This is a genomic window from Pantoea sp. MBD-2R, from assembly GCF_039134845.1.
In the GTDB taxonomy this organism is placed as follows: domain Bacteria; phylum Pseudomonadota; class Gammaproteobacteria; order Enterobacterales; family Enterobacteriaceae; genus Erwinia.
Window position 1 is genome coordinate 59504 of the sequence record NZ_CP152417.1, and the last position, 16751, is coordinate 76254.

Below are 16751 nucleotides of genomic sequence, written 5' to 3' on the forward strand. Positions count from 1 at the left end.
AAAAACGCGTTATCTGATCCACTGTCCGCGGAACGACTTTACTTATGGCTTTAACCCGCCTGCTTATCAAAGATTTCCGCAATATCGAAAACGCGGACCTGGCGCTGGCACCCGGTTTCAACTTTCTGGTGGGCGCGAACGGCAGCGGTAAAACCAGCGTGCTGGAAGCCATCTATACGCTGGGCCATGGCCGGGCGTTTCGCAGCTTGCAGGCTGGCAGAGTGATCCGCCATGATCAGGATGCGTTTGTGCTGCATGGTCGAATCGACGGCGCAGAGCGGGAAACCAGCGTTGGCCTGACGAAAAATCGGGCCGGCGACAGCAAGGTTCGCATCGATGGCACCGATGGTCATAAAGTCGCGGAGCTGGCGCAAATGCTGCCAATGCAGCTGATTACGCCAGAAGGCTTTACGCTGCTTAACGGTGGCCCGAAGTACCGACGCGCCTATATTGACTGGGGCTGTTTTCATAACGAGCCGGGTTTTTTCACCGCATGGAGCAATCTCCGCCGTCTGCTGAAGCAGCGCAACGCCGCTCTCCGACAGGTTTCGCGCTACCAGCAAATTCGTGCGTGGGATCAGGAGCTGGCGCCACTGGCTGAGCAGATAAGCCTGTGGCGTGCCGCCTATAGCGAAGCGATTGCGGCGGATATCACTGCCACCTGCGCCCAGTTCCTGCCCGAATTTGAACTGAATTTTTCATTTCAACGCGGCTGGGACAAAGAAACGCCCTACAGCGAACTGCTCGAACGTCAGTTTGAGCGCGACAGGGCGTTAACCTATACCGCCAGCGGCCCTCACAAAGCGGATTTCCGGATCCGCGCTGAGGGTACGCCGGTAGAAGATTTACTGTCACGCGGCCAGTTAAAGCTGCTGATGTGCGCCCTCAGACTGGCGCAGGGTGAGTTTCTCACCCGACAGAATGGGCGACGCTGCCTGTATCTGATAGATGATTTTGCCTCCGAGCTGGATGAGACGCGTCGCCACTTACTGGCTTCGCGACTGAAAGCAACTCAGGCCCAGGTTTTCGTTAGCGCAATCAGTGCCGATCATGTGTTCGATATGACCGACGAAAAGGGCAAGATGTTCCACGTGGAACAGGGTAAAATAACGGTTCAACCTGAAGATTAAACGAGCGAGAAACGTTGATGTCGAATTCTTATGACTCCTCAAGTATCAAAGTTCTAAAAGGGCTTGATGCAGTACGCAAGCGCCCGGGTATGTATATCGGCGATACGGATGACGGCACCGGTCTGCATCACATGGTATTCGAGGTCGTGGACAACGCCATTGACGAAGCACTCGCCGGTCACTGTAAAGACATTCTTGTCACCATCCACGCGGACAACTCGGTTTCCGTGCAGGATGATGGCCGTGGTATCCCTACCGGTATCCATGAAGAAGAAGGCGTTTCTGCGGCGGAAGTGATCATGACCGTCCTGCATGCTGGCGGTAAGTTTGATGACAACTCCTATAAAGTGTCCGGCGGTCTGCATGGCGTGGGTGTTTCAGTAGTTAATGCCCTGTCGGAAAAGCTGGAACTGACCATCCGTCGCGAAGGTAAAGTTCATCAACAGACTTACGTCCATGGTGTGCCACAGGCACCGCTGAAAGTATCGGGTGAAACCGATCTGACCGGCACCCGCGTGCGCTTCTGGCCAAGCCATGAAACCTTTACCAACGTCACCGATTTTGAATATGAAATCCTGGCAAAGCGCCTGCGCGAGCTGTCGTTCCTGAACTCCGGCGTGTCGATCAAGCTGGAAGACAAACGTGATGGCAAGGCCGATCACTACCACTATGAAGGTGGTATCAAGGCATTCGTTGAATACCTGAACCGCAATAAAACGCCTATTCACCCTAATGCATTCTACTTCTCTACCGAGAAAGACGGCATCGGCGTGGAAGTGGCGTTGCAGTGGAACGATGGTTTCCAGGAAAACATCTATTGCTTCACCAACAACATTCCACAGCGTGACGGCGGTACTCACCTGGCCGGTTTCCGTGCGGCGATGACCCGTACGCTGAACGCCTATATGGATAAAGAAGGCTACAGCAAAAAAGCGAAAGTCAGCGCTACCGGCGACGATGCGCGCGAAGGCCTGATTGCGGTAGTGTCGGTGAAAGTACCGGATCCAAAGTTCTCTTCTCAGACCAAAGACAAGCTGGTTTCATCCGAAGTGAAATCCGCGGTTGAGCAGCAGATGAACGAACTGCTGGCGGAATACCTGCTGGAAAACCCGGGCGACGCGAAAATCGTCGTGGGTAAAATTATCGATGCAGCGCGTGCGCGTGAAGCCGCTCGTCGCGCGCGTGAAATGACCCGTCGTAAAGGCGCACTGGATCTGGCTGGCCTGCCAGGCAAACTGGCGGATTGTCAGGAACGCGACCCGGCCCTGTCTGAAATCTACCTGGTGGAAGGGGACTCTGCGGGCGGTTCCGCCAAGCAGGGACGTAACCGTAAAAACCAGGCGATTCTGCCGCTTAAGGGTAAGATCCTTAACGTAGAAAAAGCGCGCTTCGATAAAATGCTTGCTTCGCAGGAAGTTGCTACGCTCATTACCGCGCTTGGCTGCGGTATTGGACGTGATGAGTACAACCCGGACAAGCTGCGCTATCACAGCATCATCATCATGACCGATGCGGACGTTGATGGCTCGCACATCCGTACGCTGCTGCTGACCTTCTTCTATCGTCAGATGCCGGAGATCATTGAACGTGGCCACGTTTATATCGCTCAGCCGCCGCTGTATAAAGTGAAGAAAGGCAAGCAGGAGCAGTACATCAAGGATGATGAGGCGATGGATCAGTATCAGATCTCTATCGCTCTTGACGGTGCAACGCTGCACACCAATGCTGATGCACCTGCGTTAGGCGGTGAGCCGCTGGAAAATCTGGTGGCTGAATTTAACAGCACCCGTAAAACCATCAAGCGCATGGAGCGTCGTTACCCGCTGGCTCTGCTTAATTCACTGATTTATCACCCAACGCTGAGTGATATCACGGCTGAAGTACCCGTGCAGAAGTGGATTGATGAGCTGGTTACCCGTCTGAACGAGAACGAGCAGCACGGAAGTTCTTACAGCGGACTGGTGCGTGAAAATCGCGAGCTGAATATTTTCGAGCCGATTGTGCGTATTCGTACCCACGGTGTGGACACCGATTATCCGCTGGATAATGAGTTCCTGACCGGCGGTGAATACCGCAAAATTTGTACGCTGGGTGAGAAACTGCGTGGCCTGATCGAAGAAGATGCCTTCATTGAACGTGGTGAACGTCGGCAGCCGGTTGCCAGCTTTGAGCAGGCGATGGACTGGCTGGTGAAAGAATCACGTCGCGGTCTGTCGGTTCAGCGCTATAAAGGTCTGGGCGAGATGAACCCGGAACAGCTGTGGGAAACCACCATGGATCCGGACAGCCGTCGTATGCTTCGCGTAACGGTCAAGGATGCTATCGCAGCCGATCAGCTGTTCACCACGCTGATGGGCGATGCGGTTGAGCCTCGTCGTGCGTTTATCGAAGAGAACGCGCTGAAAGCGGCAAACATCGATATCTAAGCCGGGCTGAAGCTGGAATACACTACGCAACACCCTGTGAGCATAGCGCTCACAGGGTGTTTTTTTATGTGTGCGATACCCTGATTTGCGATTGTTCATGGCGGGCTTACAAAAATCAGACTGGGCATTGTGAGCTGAATCGCGCTAGCATAAAAGAAACCGTTAGGCTTCCGAGGATGATATGGCGATAAAACTGATTGCGATTGATATGGACGGCACCCTGCTTAATCCACAGCACGTGGTAACGCCAGGCGTGAAGCAGGCGATTCAGGCTGCACGCGACAAGGGCATAGCTATCGTGCTGGCCACGGGTCGCCCGTTTATTGGCGTGCAGCGTTACCTGATGGAGCTGGATTTACAGCAGGAAGGCCAGTATTGCATTACCAATAACGGTGCGCTGGTGCAAAAAGCGGAATCAGGCGACTGCGTAGCGGAAGTCACGCTCAATTTTGATGACTATCTCTACGTGGAAAAGCTGGCGCGTGATTTGGGCGTTCATTTCCAGGCGCTGACCAAATCGCAGCTGTTTACCCCTAACAAAGATATCAGTGAATATACCGTTCACGAATCTTTCCTGACAGGCATACCGTTACATTATCGTGCGGTGGAGGAGATGGATCGGACGCTGACTTTCCCGAAAGTTATGATGATCGATCCGCCTGCGGCGCTGGATGAAGCGATCACCCGTATTCCTCAGGAAGCTTACGATCGCTACACGATCATGAAAAGTTCCCCTTATTATCTGGAAATTCTCAGTAAGACAGTGAACAAAGGCGCGGGCGTGAAGGCGCTGGCCGATCGCTTAGGGCTGGCCCGTGAAGAAGTGATGGCGATTGGTGATCAGGAAAACGATCTGGCGATGCTGGAGTTTGCTGGCACCGGCGTGGCAATGGAGAACGGCATTGATGCGGTGAAGGCTATCGCGCAGTTCGTCACTAAAGCGAATAGCGAAGACGGCGTGGCCTGGGCTATTAATAAGTTCGCGCTGTAATTGGGTTTATGGCGCGATGCGCGTCACAGGGCAATTCCTGCTTATGAATGTACCGCAATCTTATTGAATGCATTACCCTTAGTAGCAGACACTGCTAAGGGTAAGCACGATGCCGGAACAACAGCTCACTTTTCATCAACGTAATCACCAACTCACCAACATCAATATCTGGACTGCCGACAGCCACTGGCTGGTGTATGACGTACGCCCAAATGGCGCGACGTTCAGCGGCCTGACGGTTGAACGCGTCAATCTTAGCGGACAGACCGAGGTGCTGTATCAGGCAGGCGACGGTGCGCATGTTGGCGTCATTACCACCAGTTCGGACTTGCCGCCGCGTTATGTCTGCATTCATGGGCCTGAGCACCCGGACAGCCTGTGGCAATATGACTTTCATCACCGACGCGGCGTCATCATACAAAACGGGCTGGTGGAGAATCTGGATGCCTGCGATATCACGCCGCCTTTTACTCCGGGTGCGCTGCGTGGCGGCTCGCATGTGCACGTTTTTAGCCCCGATGGCACCCGGCTGAGTTTTACCTATAACGACCATGTTATGCACGAGCTGGACAGCAAAGAGGATTTGCGCAACGTGGGCGTGGCCGTGCCTCTACATCCCGTTTGCCCGCCGAAAATGCATCCCAGAGAATATGACGGCAGCCATTTTTGCGTGTTGGTGAGCAAAACCACCTCTGCGCCACAGCCGGGCAGCGATGAGATCAATCGCGCTTACGAAGAGGGTTGGATTGGCGAAGAGGGCTACCTGCGCACTGACGGCCATCGTCAACGCTGGGCGCTGGCTTTTATTGGCGATACGGTCAGCCTGAGTGGCGAAAAAGTACCTGAAGTGTTTATTGTTGACCTGCCCGATACGCTGGCTGATTACGCGCTGGCAGGCAATGAACCGCTTGCCGGAACGGCGACAACGCTTCCGGCACCGCCGCGAGGCGTGATCCAGCGTCGCTTAACCTTTACCCATGAACGTGCTTATCCTGGCCTGGCGACCTCGCCTCGCCATTGGCTGAGAAGCTCGCCTGACGGCCGGGCGATCGCGTTTCTGATGAAGGATGATGAGGGTGTGGTTCAGCTCTGGACAGTCTCACCTGCGGGCGGCAGGCTTCGGCAGGTAACGCACGCCGCAAGCGATATTCAGTCCGCTTTCAGCTGGCATCCTGACGGTCAGTCAGTCGCGTTTATCAACGATAACAGCGTTATGCTGTGTGATACAGGCAACGGCAAAATGCGCCGTTTAACGGTGCGAACGGCCGAAGCGCCGCTGGCTGATGCCGTGGTCTGTTCCCCGGATGGACTACATGTCGCCTATCTGCGTAATGTCGCGGGCTTTCAGCAAATTTTTATTGCTGAGGTGAATGGATAGCAGGAGATGAAGCCGTACCGTTGGAGGTATGAATAACCAGCGGTGCGGCCTGCGAAAGGCTTTCATTAGTATGATTTTCCTGCTCGCTACGCAAAATGCGTTCGCGCGGAGAGTCGAGCGCCTTATCGCTGCCCGCACGGTAGTAGTCCCAGGGCAGCAGCAGGGTATCCATAACCGCAGAAAAAGGTAAATCGATAGCGGCCAGCGGACGCATAACCCAACCGCTGTTGCTGTCGGCGACAATTTTGGCGCTGGCGCGGGTGCCAGAATAGTAGCCCTGATCGGGCCCGGAGTGAGACATAAAGCTGGAGCATCCGCTGGTTCCTGACAGTGACAGGCAGGCCAGTAGCCCAGCGAAGTGACGCTTAAGTACCATCATATTTCTATCCCTTCAGTCACAGCAGAGCCGGGCTGATTAATATCGTCGCTATGCGGAGATTTCCGGCCACTCTGTGGTGGCTCATGCACTACGCTGACAAATTCTTACCTGAGTGTATGTCATTCACAGTAAAGTGGATTAAAAAATTTACTAAAATCGCCCTTGAAAGTCAGACAGCGAGCACCATTTTATAGCTAAGGTCACAAATACGGACGCCGACAGGGTCCTGTTTCTGGCCTGAAGACCTGTCCATTATGGAAGGTCTGAATCAACTATTCGCTGATATTCAGGAGTAATAAAACTATGCGTAATTTCGATCTCGCTCCACTGTACCGTTCATCCATTGGTTTTGACCGTCTGATCAATTTACTGGAATCTAACCAGGGTCAGAGTAACGGCGGCTACCCTCCTTATAATGTTGAGCTGGTGGCAGAAAACCATTACCGAATTACTATTGCCGTGGCAGGGTTCGCGCAGAGCGAACTGGAGATCACCTCCCATGACAATATGCTGACCGTTCGCGGTGCACACCCGGAAGAACAGCAGGAAAAAACCTATCTGTATCAGGGCATTGCCGAACGCAATTTCGAACGTAAATTCCAGCTGGCGGAGCACGTTAACGTCCATGATGCCCGTCTGGAAAACGGTTTGCTGTATATCGATTTGGAACGTGTCGTTCCCGAAGCTAACAAGCCACGTCGTATTGAAATCATCAAGTAATCATCATAAGGCCGCACACAGTGCGGCCTTATTGTTGACACAGTGCAGGCTCAGGAAGCACATGCCCTCCGCAAAGACGCAAAAAGCGCCATCCATGGCAGCTCAACACGGGCCGTCCGTGGCCCGTGATGCTTTGCTCCGGGCTTATGCTTCCTTCGCTTCAGGTTCGTCAGCATTCTGAAGCCGCACACAGTGCGGCCTTATTGTTTTTATCCTTCGCGATGCGCGCGTTCCACTTCCTCTGCCAGAATGCTAATTCCCCGCTCAATTTTGTCGCTGTCCGGTACGTAATTCATGCGCATGCACTGGTGCGTATGGGGCCATTCGTGTTCCAGTCCAGGGAAGAAGAAATGTCCCGGAACCATCAGTACACCGCGTTTTTTCAGGCGTTGATAAAGAATTTCCGTCGAGATGGGCAGATCTTTGAACCACAGCCAGAGGAAAATTGCGCCTTCAGGTTTATGGATTAAACAACGATCTTCGGACAAATAGCGGCGGATCACAGCGATTGTCTGATTAACGCGCTCAAGATAAAAAGGTTTGATCACCTCTTCGGAGAGCCGTAGCAGATCGCCTCGCTGGATCATCTCATTGGCAATGGCCGGCCCAATACCGCCCGGCGCCAGGCTAATGATGCCGTTCATATTGCTGATAGCAGAAATCACTTTTTCATCGGCAATGATAATGCCGCAGCGTGAACCCGGCAGACCCAGTTTGGACAAGCTCATGCACAGAATAATATTAGGATTCCACAGCGGGCGAACCTCACTGAAAATAATTCCCGGGAAAGGCACGCCGTAAGCGTTATCAATCAGCAGCGGGACATCATGCTGTTGCGCCAGCGCATCCAGCTTTAGCAGCTCCTCATCGGTAATCACGTTACCGGTTGGGTTGGTAGGACGTGAAACGCAAATCAGACCGGTATCTTCATTGATATGCAGGTGTTCAAAATCGACATGATATTTGAACTGGCCATGGGGCAGCATTTCGATATTAGGTCGGGTGGAAACGAATAAATCTTCGTCCAGCCCGGCATCGGCATAACCGAGATATTCCGGCGCCAGAGGGAACAGCACGCGCTTTTTACTGCCATCGCTGCGGCGACCGGCATACAGGTTGAACAGATAAAAGAAGGCGCTCTGGCTGCCGTTTGTCAGCGCAATATTTTGCGGCCCAATCTGCCAGCCAAGCTCATCGCGCAGCAGGGCGGAGAGCGATTCCAGCAGCGTACTTTTTCCTCTGGGGCCATCGTAATTGCACAGCGCTTCAGCCAGCTTGCCCTCGTCATGCATCGTTTGCAGCAGCTGCTGAAAATAGTCATTCATGGCAGGGATCTGGGCAGGATTCCCGCCACCTAACATAACAGCGCCAGGCGTGCGCAGCCCTTCTCCCATATCTTCCATCAGGCGGGTAATGCCGGAATGGCGTGTAAATTTGTCACCGAAGGCGGAAAAGCTCATAGCGTATTTACTGCTTATTATTGGCAAGTGAAGATTTACCTTAACGCCAGCCCAGGCGTGATGCAACGTTCGGGACCGCCTGCAAAAGCATAAGCGCCGAAAAAAACCGACAGGCAGCCTCGCCCGGCCCGGCATCTTGACAGGTGAATCGTTTCACTCTCGAGGGGGCATTTTATGCGTTGAATCGCACTTATGCCGCCAGGCTTGCTTTTAATCGTTAATATTTTGTGATGAGTCGCACGACTTTTTGATAAAAAAAGCTTAAAAATCCGTGTGGTGAGGTGAGTCACAGTCCTTTAACGCTGCTGTTTGTAGGCTGGCTGCTCTTAAGCTAAATCATTTCAGCCACAGGAAAGAAACGATGAAAATAACGCTTTTAGCAGGGGCGATTCTGGCCGTTTTTAGTGCGCAGGCGAGCGCGCAAAGCTGGGTGCTGACGGATACGGAAAGCGGCACGGAAAAAGGTAACTGGCAGATAACCAGCGAACAGCTGAAGTTAAGCGGTGAAGCATTCAGCCTGCAACAGCAGGTGCTGCACGGCGGCAAGCAGGAAGGCTCGAAAGTTCTGACGCTAACCAGTAAAAACGGCCTGACCATTGCGCTCAGTCCTACCCGCGGTATGGATCTGCTGCACGTCAACGGGCATGGCGTCCGGCTCGGCTGGGACTCACCTGTCGATGAAGTGGTCAATCCGGCCATGATTAACCTTGAAAGCCGTAACGGGCTGGGCTGGCTGGAAGGCTTTAACGAAATGATGGTGCGCTGCGGCTTTGAGTGGACCGGCCATCCGGTCACGCAGGACGGCCGCCTTTATACGCTGCATGGTAAAGCGGGCAACACCCCAGCTTCAAAAGTGGAAGTGATCGTTGATGACCAGGCTCCGCATGAGATCCGCATTCGTGGTCTGCTGAAAGAAAACACCTTCAAAAAGGCCCGTCTGGAGACCTGGACCGAGCTACGTTATGTGCCGGGTGCGGACTCCTTTACCGTTCACGATGTTCTGACTAACAAAGCCGATTATCCTCACGACTACCAGATCCTTTATCACAGTAATTTTGGTACGCCGATTCTGGAAGAAAACGCGCGCTTTATTGCACCGCTAAAATCCGTGTCGCCGTTTAATGACTACGCGAAAAAAGGGCTGCAAAACTGGCAGACCTACGGTGCGCCAACCAAAGATTTCGATGAAATGGTCTTTAACCTGGTGCCGCTGGCGGACAGCAACGGCAAAACGGTCGCTGCCGTGGTAAACAGCAAAGGCGATAAGGGCGCCGCCATTGAGTTCGATACGCATCAGCTGCCGCTTCTGACCATGTGGAAAAATACCGACACGCTGAAGCAGGGCTATGTCACCGGTATTGAGCCGGGCACCAATTATGCTTATCCGGTGACCGTCGAAAAAGAGCAGGGCAGAGTTAAGCAGCTTCAGCCGGGACAGAGTACAGAATTTACGCTGACCTACTCGTTACTCAAAGATGCCAGCGCGGTACAGAAAGTTGAACAACGCGTGAAGGACATTCAGGGTGAAACGAAAACGGCGGTGAATGAAACGCCCATCGCGACCGAATAACCTCTGACAGGGCGGATTGTCGATCCGCCCAATCGCCACATCGGCTTTTCCCTACCCGATATTCAGAGGCGCATTATTCAGAGCTATAAAAATGAAACATTGTTTTATTTTAACTGTAATAATGTTTCATTAAGCGTTTTTTCCTGATGTCGATCACAGTCTCACCTCTCGCCTCTCCGTTATATTGTCCGCCTGGAAACCAGGTGAGGTTGCATGAGGACAATGCGTATCTTGCTGATACAGCGTCCTGATGGCCCGCCTTCTGACTTAAGGAGAACGAGTATGATCTTAGATGCATTCAAATTGCAGGGTAAGGTAGCGCTAGTCACAGGGTGTGACACCGGTTTGGGACAGGGAATGGCGGTGGGTCTGGCCGAAGCAGGATGCGATATCATTGGTATTAATATTGTCGAACCGCGGGAAACTATTGAACGTGTGACCGCGCTTGGACGCCGTTTCCTCAGCCTGACGGCCGATCTGAGTCATATCGACGGCATCGATGGCCTGCTAACGAAAGGTCTGGCGGAGTTCGGTAAAATCGATGTTTTGGTTAACAATGCCGGTATTATTCGCCGTGAAGATGCGATCAACTTTAGCGAGAAAGATTGGGATGCGGTGATGGATTTAAATATCAAATCCGTTTTTTTCCTCTCGCAAGCGGTGGCTAAACAGTTTATTAAGCAGGGAAATGGCGGGAAAATCATTAATATTGCGTCGATGCTCTCATATCAGGGCGGGATCCGCGTTCCCTCTTATACCGCATCAAAAAGCGCGGTGATGGGCGTCACTCGTCTGCTGGCTAACGAATGGGCAAAGCACGGCATTAACGTTAATGCTATCGCACCGGGCTATATGGCGACCAACAACACTGCTCAGCTGCGCGCCGATGAAAAACGCAATGCCGATATTCTGGAGCGTATTCCGGCAGGGCGTTGGGGTCTTCCGGCCGACTTGATGGGACCGGCTGTATTCCTGGCATCAGAAGCCTCCGACTATATCAACGGCTACACCATTGCGGTTGATGGGGGCTGGCTGGCGCGTTAATTGCTGCAATAATAAAGGCCCGCCTGTTACTGGCGGGCCCGATCGTTTTAGCCTGCTGAAAAAGTTACCGTTGCAGAGCCGGGGCCGTAAACGATACTTTCACTGGCAGAACGCCACGCTGAAGCATCAGGTTGGCTGTTACCGTTCCGCTAACAGGATGAGTGGATGTCAACTGAGCGGTATAAACGTTACCCTTCACCTTCACCTCACTAATCTGGCTTCCTGGCAGAGCGCTAATATCAAAATTGATGAGCCTTGAAATACTTTTCACTGCATTGTTACGCATGTCCCTTGCGACGATGGTCAGCGTAATAGCCGTAACGCCATCAGCTGGGGCGCTGGCTGAACTCACAGTAAAAGATGAATTGTTGGCAGTCGGATAACCCGCATAGAAATAGGCTATTTCTGAAGCTGAATGGCCATTAACGGTTGCAGTTACCTGCCAGCCGCCATCATGAGAGCTGGTTGTCCGGACATAGGCAATACCGTTTTCATTGGTGATGACCTCAGAGGGAATAGTGACCCGGCTGTCAGCAGCCGTAATCGCCACTTTTTGATTAGCAACAGGATTGCCGTTAGCGTCCGTTACAGTGACTCTGCCGAGATTGATATCCACACCGTCTGCCAGCGTACGCCCTCCTCTTTGGAAAGCTATGGAAGCCGCTTCACCCGCAACAAAATTTACCTCAGCTTCTTTGCTTGTCGCACCCACATGCGCAGTGATTTTACTTTGTCCTGCTTTAAGGCTGGTCACGGTGGCTGTTGCTTCACCCTGTGCATTGGTGATCGCCGCCTGTGGTGTGGAAGCGCTGTTATCGGCAGTAAAGCTGATGGCCTGACCTGACAGCGGGTTGCCTTCGGCATCCGTCACCACGGCTTTCAGCCGATCCTGAGCGGTCCCGTTTGCAATGGAATCGTCATTAATGACCGAAAGGCTGGCTAACCGTGCGGTCGCATTGTCAGCAGCAATGATAACCGTGGCGGCCGGGAAAGAAACGTTGCGTGCCGAAGGTTTAACGATCAGCGTTTCAGGATGCGTGCCTGCTGTAACCACGGCGCTATATTGCCCGGTACTCAGACGTTTAAACGCCGTTACCTGAGCATCGCTGTTCGCTACCTGGCCCGCTTTTGCTATGCTGATTTCCCGTTCATTAATATCGACAGGATATCCCTGGCTGTCTTTCACCGTTAAGGTCAGTGTCTGCTGAGATTTGCCATCGGCTGATAACGAACTGCTTGCCGGTAATAATGAGCTGGTATTGATATTAATCGCTGATTCGGTGACCGTTACCTGGGTTTCAGCTTTATTAGAAATATTGCCTTTTTTATCAATCGCCACGCCGCTAATCGTATAGCTGTTCACACCGGTAGCATCGGCATGATATGCCGGTAATACCACGCTGTAATCGGCAGAACCGTTAGCAATAATTTTACCGCCGTTAGCCGCCAGCGTGCCTGCTGACCATTCAATATGGTCAAGGCCATGTTTACTGTTTACCGTGACGCCCAGCGTTTTTTGCTGTCCGCTATAACCGGTAATCAGCGCGGCATCTTTCAGCGTGATGACCTCGTTTTTGCGGTATTCCAGCACGATATTATTGTTGCGATTAACCAAATCATAACGGCTACCGTTCAGGCTGCGCAGTGCAGCCACCGCTTCAGGACTGGTCTGCTGCTGCCACGTCGCGCCTAACTGATAGTTAATTTCCAGACCGAGACGGGTATCGTTCTCGCCAGATTTTCCTTCGTGCTGTTCAGCATTCAGCGTCAGTAGCGGGAAAGGCGTGTAAGTTACGCCGGCAGTGATGGCATGCGGATTCTTTTGACGGTGATCTCTGCCGAACAGGGCCACTTCTTTACCGTAATACTGTTCGTAGTTTAACTTCATGCCCAGCTGAGGCCAGGCGGGGAGATAAGCCTCGGTACGAATATCCCAGCCGTTAGCCGGACGCTCTTTGTAATCCTGAACGTCTCTCGAATCTTTCCAGTTGGTCAGACGCAAATAGCCATTGGCCGCCACTTTCATAAAGTTGCGCCAGTATTCGACACCCGCGCCGGAACGTGCGTGTTGTCGGGAGAGATCGTAGTCGAAGAAAGTATTGGCACCGGCCATAAAATTGTCAGTGAAGTGCCGTGCGCCCAGCCCCAGGTTAGCCTGATTACGATCCTCAGTACGATGAAAACTGCCCTGAGTAAAAATGAGCCAGTCGGGTTGATCGCTTAACGGCAACAGCAGATCGAACTGCGAGTTTTTCAGTGAAAAATGCTTATCGGTATTAAGCTGCACCCTGGCCGTGCCAAAGCGGCTGAGCCATTGCTGGATTTCAGCGTTGGCCTGGCTGGTTGCCAGACCTCGTGCGGCGGACGCTGTACTCCCGCCGTCCGTGTTATTAGCCAGTAAAGAGCCGGCCCGATCTGCAAAGCTGGCAACCTGCATCTGCTGTGCATTGTCGGCGTCCACAGCATCGCTGGAGGTCTGCCCGGCGCGGCTGGTCGTCTCGGCATCAGGGGTTAAAAAATGCTGTTGGGCCGCAGCCAGAGCGGGCGTAAAAGCGGCAGCGACAGGAAAAGCACTTTGGATGGCAATTGTTAACCAGACTAGCCGGGAGCGGCATCCTGATGCCGTTGTTTTATAAGAAGGCGTGAATGATGATTTTTTTTTCATGATTAATTAACTGACTCTTGCTCCAGGATATAGCCAGCGTGAGAGTGCTGTCAGGGATCATGGAATAATCATGAGCCATCCATTTTCACTCTATTTTCTGGCACAGAAAAACGCGGTTAAATTTAATAAAAAGAAATCCCACCTCCGCTTTAATTGGTTTGGTGCGTGATATTTTATTAGAAGAAACTCTTCAGGGTATTTATGGTGCTTTTAGTTATATCATATTCTTAAATAGTGACAATGCGGCTTAAAATTAAGTCTGTTAATTTAATTAACATCTTTGATGGCCGTTCTTAATTATTTAAACTGATAACGTAAACGTAACAACAATGAGAGAAAATGATTTGGTAAAAGATTATGCCGCACGGTTAGCTAACGGTTTTTTTTGGTATTAACAGGTTAAATTCGTGTGATCTTTGACGGTGTTTTCAGTATTGGATTATTTCCTGGAGGCGTGAAGGTGATTGCGGATTTGTTTAATGCAGGTTTATTAAAACGATAACAATAAGGATTTTCCCGCGGCACTAATGAGTGGAAAGGGTGTCAAAGCGCTCGCAAAATAGGTCTGGTCATCGTCAGATAAGGCAAAAAAAAGAGCGCCTGAATCCGCATCAAGCGGGATTCAGGCCAGCAAGCTTATTTCAGTACGTCAGGGTTAACGCAGTTCTTTTCAACGTTGCCCGATAACGCGGCAATCAGGTTTTCCACTGCATCCCTTGCCATGCCGTACCGGGTTTCATGGGTAGCAGAACCGATGTGCGGCAGCGCCACGACGTTGGGCAGCTTAAGCAGCGGTGAATCAGCAGGCAGCGGTTCTTTTTCAAATACATCAAGTCCGGCCGCATGAATCGTTCCCTCTTGCAGCGCCGCAATTAATGCCTCTTCATCTATTACCGGCCCCCGGCCTGCATTAATCAACACCGCCGTCGGCTTCATTTTTGCCAGCTGTTCACGACCAATCAGGTGGTGCGTCTGGTCGGTTAACGGCAGGCTGATGCAGAGGAAATCTGACTCTTTCAGCAGCGTATCCAGATCGCAATACTGCGCGTCGAAGCGTTGTTCCGCCTCTTCATGATGCTTACGCGCGTTGTAAAGAATGGGCATGCTGAAACCAAGATGCGCGCGTTGTGCCAGCGCCAGGCCGATACGGCCCATCCCTAAAATGCCGAGTTTTTTATGGTGAACGTCAATACCGAACCAGTCCGCGCCGATGCTGCCTTGCCATTCACCCTTTTTGACGCGCTCCGCAACGTCTACCACGCGGCGGGCAGAGGAAAGCACCAGCGCCATCATGGTATCGGCCACGGTTTCCGTCAGGACGGTTGGCGTATGCATCAGCACCACGCCACGCTGGCTCAGTGCATCGATATCGAAATTATCCACGCCCACAGAGACGGAAGAAGCGGCACGCAGCTTAGGGGTTTTTTTCAGAAATTCCGCGTCGATTTTGCCGCCCGATCCCAAAATGCCTTCTGCCTTCTGAAAGGCATCAGCATGCTGGCTTAAGGTTTCCGGCGTCAGGCCGTTGATGTCGGTAACGTCAAAATGTTCATCCAGTTTTGAGCGTAAATCTTCCGGTAACTTTTTATACAGCACCACAGAAGGTTTCATTCTCTTCTCCCTGTTTAAAAGTGAGGAACGGGCCAGCTGGCCCGTTATCGTTCAAGCGTGTTTAGCGCCGTGCGGCATGGGGGGCTGTTTGTTGTCCGTGGGCTTTACGATGAGCGTCAGCCCTACAGACACAAGCAGCGATACACCCATAAAGATATACGAAGCTGAAGGATTACCCGTAGCGCCGTTGAGATAACCGACGACCCAGGAGCCGAGGAACGAGCCCAGCGCACCCATGGCATTAATCAGCGCCATCGCGCCGCCTGCGACATTACGCGGCAGCATTTCAGGAATGATGGCGAAGAACGGGCCGTAAGGGGCATACATCGCGGCACCTGCAATCACCAACAGGGAAAACGACAGCCAGAAATTATTAGCCCCAACAAGGTATGAACCTAAAAAGGCCAGCGCGCCAATCAGCAGTAACGGCCAGACAAACAATTTACGGTTTTGTAACTTGTCCGATGCCCACGAGGCCAAAATCATCGCGACGGTGGCAGCCAGATAAGGCACGGCAGATAACCAGCCCGCTTCCACCATGCCCATCTGCGTACCATTACGCAGAATAGAAGGCAGCCAGAGCACAAAGCCGTAGACGCCGATGCTCCAGGTAAAGTACTGGATACAAAGGATAATGACGTTACGGGATTTAAAGGCTTCAGCATAGTTGCGCACGGCTTTGATATTTTCCTGCTCTTTCTGTAGCTGGGCCTGCAAAGCGGCTTTTTCTTCCTCGCTCAGCCATTTGGCCTGAGCAGGCTTATCCTGCACCATAAACCACCAGGCGACCGCCCAGATAACCGCCGGGATCCCTTCGAAAATAAACATTTCGCGCCAGCCAAAGGCATTAATCAGGTAGCCGGAAACCACTGACATCCACAGGACCGTGACCGGGTTGCCCAGGATCAGGAAGGTATTGGCACGGGAGCGCTCTGATTTGGTAAACCAGTTGCTGATGTAAATCAGCATGGCGGGCATTACTGCCGCCTCGACCACGCCCAGCACAAAGCGGATCAGGGCGAGCGCGGGTATATTACTGACCACGCCGGTTAACGAGGCACAAACGCCCCATAAAATCAGGCAGACAAAGACCAGTTTTTTAACGCTGCGGCGTTCGGCATACACTGCGCCAGGGATCTGGAAAAAGAAGTAGCCGAGAAAGAACAGGGCACCCAGCAGGGATGACATGCCGTGGGTGATCCCCAAATCTTCGTTAATACCGGCGGCTGAAGCGAAGCTGAAATTTGCCCGATCCAGATACGCCAGGCTGTAAGTGATAAACACGATGGGCATGATATACCACCAGCGTTTAGGCGCGATTGTCTGCTTATTCATCTTTTTTTCCTCTGTTGTTGAGGTGGCCGCACTCTGTTTTTC

General features: G+C 52.4%; 12 protein-coding genes. 7 read left to right on the forward strand and 5 right to left on the reverse strand.

Annotation, left to right across the window (positions count from 1 at the left end; all coding sequences use genetic code 11):
• The first annotated feature begins 44 nt into the window (after positions 1-44).
• From recF to AAGQ96_RS00290, 4 genes are all read left to right on the forward strand, one after another.
• The gene (gene recF / locus AAGQ96_RS00275) at positions 45-1130 is read left to right on the forward strand and encodes a DNA replication/repair protein RecF (RefSeq protein WP_147193628.1); all 1086 of its coding nucleotides are present in this window, start codon (positions 45-47) and stop codon (positions 1128-1130) included.
• Positions 1131-1147: 17 nt separating this feature from the next.
• On the forward strand, positions 1148-3556 hold the full coding sequence (gene gyrB / locus AAGQ96_RS00280; RefSeq protein ID WP_147193630.1) for a DNA topoisomerase (ATP-hydrolyzing) subunit B: 2409 nt from the start codon (positions 1148-1150) through the stop codon (positions 3554-3556).
• Between the two features lie 181 nt (positions 3557-3737).
• The gene (yidA, locus tag AAGQ96_RS00285; RefSeq protein ID WP_147193632.1) at positions 3738-4547 is read left to right on the forward strand and encodes a sugar-phosphatase; all 810 of its coding nucleotides are present in this window, start codon (positions 3738-3740) and stop codon (positions 4545-4547) included.
• 109 nt (positions 4548-4656) lie between these two features.
• Positions 4657-5925 (forward strand): DUF3748 domain-containing protein, encoded by a 1269-nt coding sequence (locus AAGQ96_RS00290; protein WP_342754548.1) that lies wholly within the window; start codon positions 4657-4659, stop codon positions 5923-5925.
• Here AAGQ96_RS00290 and AAGQ96_RS00295 read toward each other — a convergent pair.
• On the reverse strand, positions 5903-6304 hold the full coding sequence (locus AAGQ96_RS00295; RefSeq protein WP_342754550.1) for a YceK/YidQ family lipoprotein: 402 nt from the start codon (positions 6302-6304) through the stop codon (positions 5903-5905). The genes AAGQ96_RS00290 and AAGQ96_RS00295 overlap by 23 nt on opposite strands.
• A gap of 303 nt (positions 6305-6607) precedes the next feature.
• Here AAGQ96_RS00295 and ibpA point away from each other — a divergent pair, with 303 nt between their 5' ends.
• Complete coding sequence (ibpA, locus tag AAGQ96_RS00300) at positions 6608-7024, forward strand: small heat shock chaperone IbpA (protein WP_147193638.1); 417 nt, start codon at positions 6608-6610, stop codon at positions 7022-7024.
• A gap of 209 nt (positions 7025-7233) precedes the next feature.
• Here the strand turns inward: ibpA and AAGQ96_RS00305 are convergent, their stop codons facing one another.
• Complete coding sequence (locus tag AAGQ96_RS00305) at positions 7234-8484, reverse strand: valine--pyruvate transaminase (RefSeq protein WP_147193640.1); 1251 nt, start codon at positions 8482-8484, stop codon at positions 7234-7236.
• Between the two features lie 361 nt (positions 8485-8845).
• Here AAGQ96_RS00305 and AAGQ96_RS00310 point away from each other — a divergent pair, with 361 nt between their 5' ends.
• Positions 8846-10054, forward strand: a complete 1209-nt coding sequence (locus AAGQ96_RS00310; RefSeq protein WP_342754551.1) for an aldose 1-epimerase family protein — start codon at positions 8846-8848, stop codon at positions 10052-10054.
• 282 nt (positions 10055-10336) lie between these two features.
• Positions 10337-11098: a 2-dehydro-3-deoxy-D-gluconate 5-dehydrogenase KduD gene (kduD, locus tag AAGQ96_RS00315; protein ID WP_147193644.1), complete on the forward strand. Its 762-nt coding sequence runs from the start codon at positions 10337-10339 to the stop codon at positions 11096-11098.
• A gap of 64 nt (positions 11099-11162) precedes the next feature.
• Here kduD and AAGQ96_RS00320 read toward each other — a convergent pair whose 3' ends face one another.
• The 3 genes from AAGQ96_RS00320 to AAGQ96_RS00330 form a co-directional block, all read right to left on the reverse strand.
• Positions 11163-13763: an inverse autotransporter beta domain-containing protein gene (locus tag AAGQ96_RS00320; protein ID WP_342754552.1), complete on the reverse strand. Its 2601-nt coding sequence runs from the start codon at positions 13761-13763 to the stop codon at positions 11163-11165.
• A gap of 636 nt (positions 13764-14399) precedes the next feature.
• Positions 14400-15374: a glyoxylate/hydroxypyruvate reductase GhrB gene (gene ghrB / locus AAGQ96_RS00325; RefSeq protein ID WP_147193648.1), complete on the reverse strand. Its 975-nt coding sequence runs from the start codon at positions 15372-15374 to the stop codon at positions 14400-14402.
• A gap of 51 nt (positions 15375-15425) precedes the next feature.
• Positions 15426-16709 (reverse strand): MFS transporter, encoded by a 1284-nt coding sequence (locus tag AAGQ96_RS00330; protein ID WP_147193650.1) that lies wholly within the window; start codon positions 16707-16709, stop codon positions 15426-15428.
• Positions 16710-16751 lie beyond the last annotated feature (42 nt).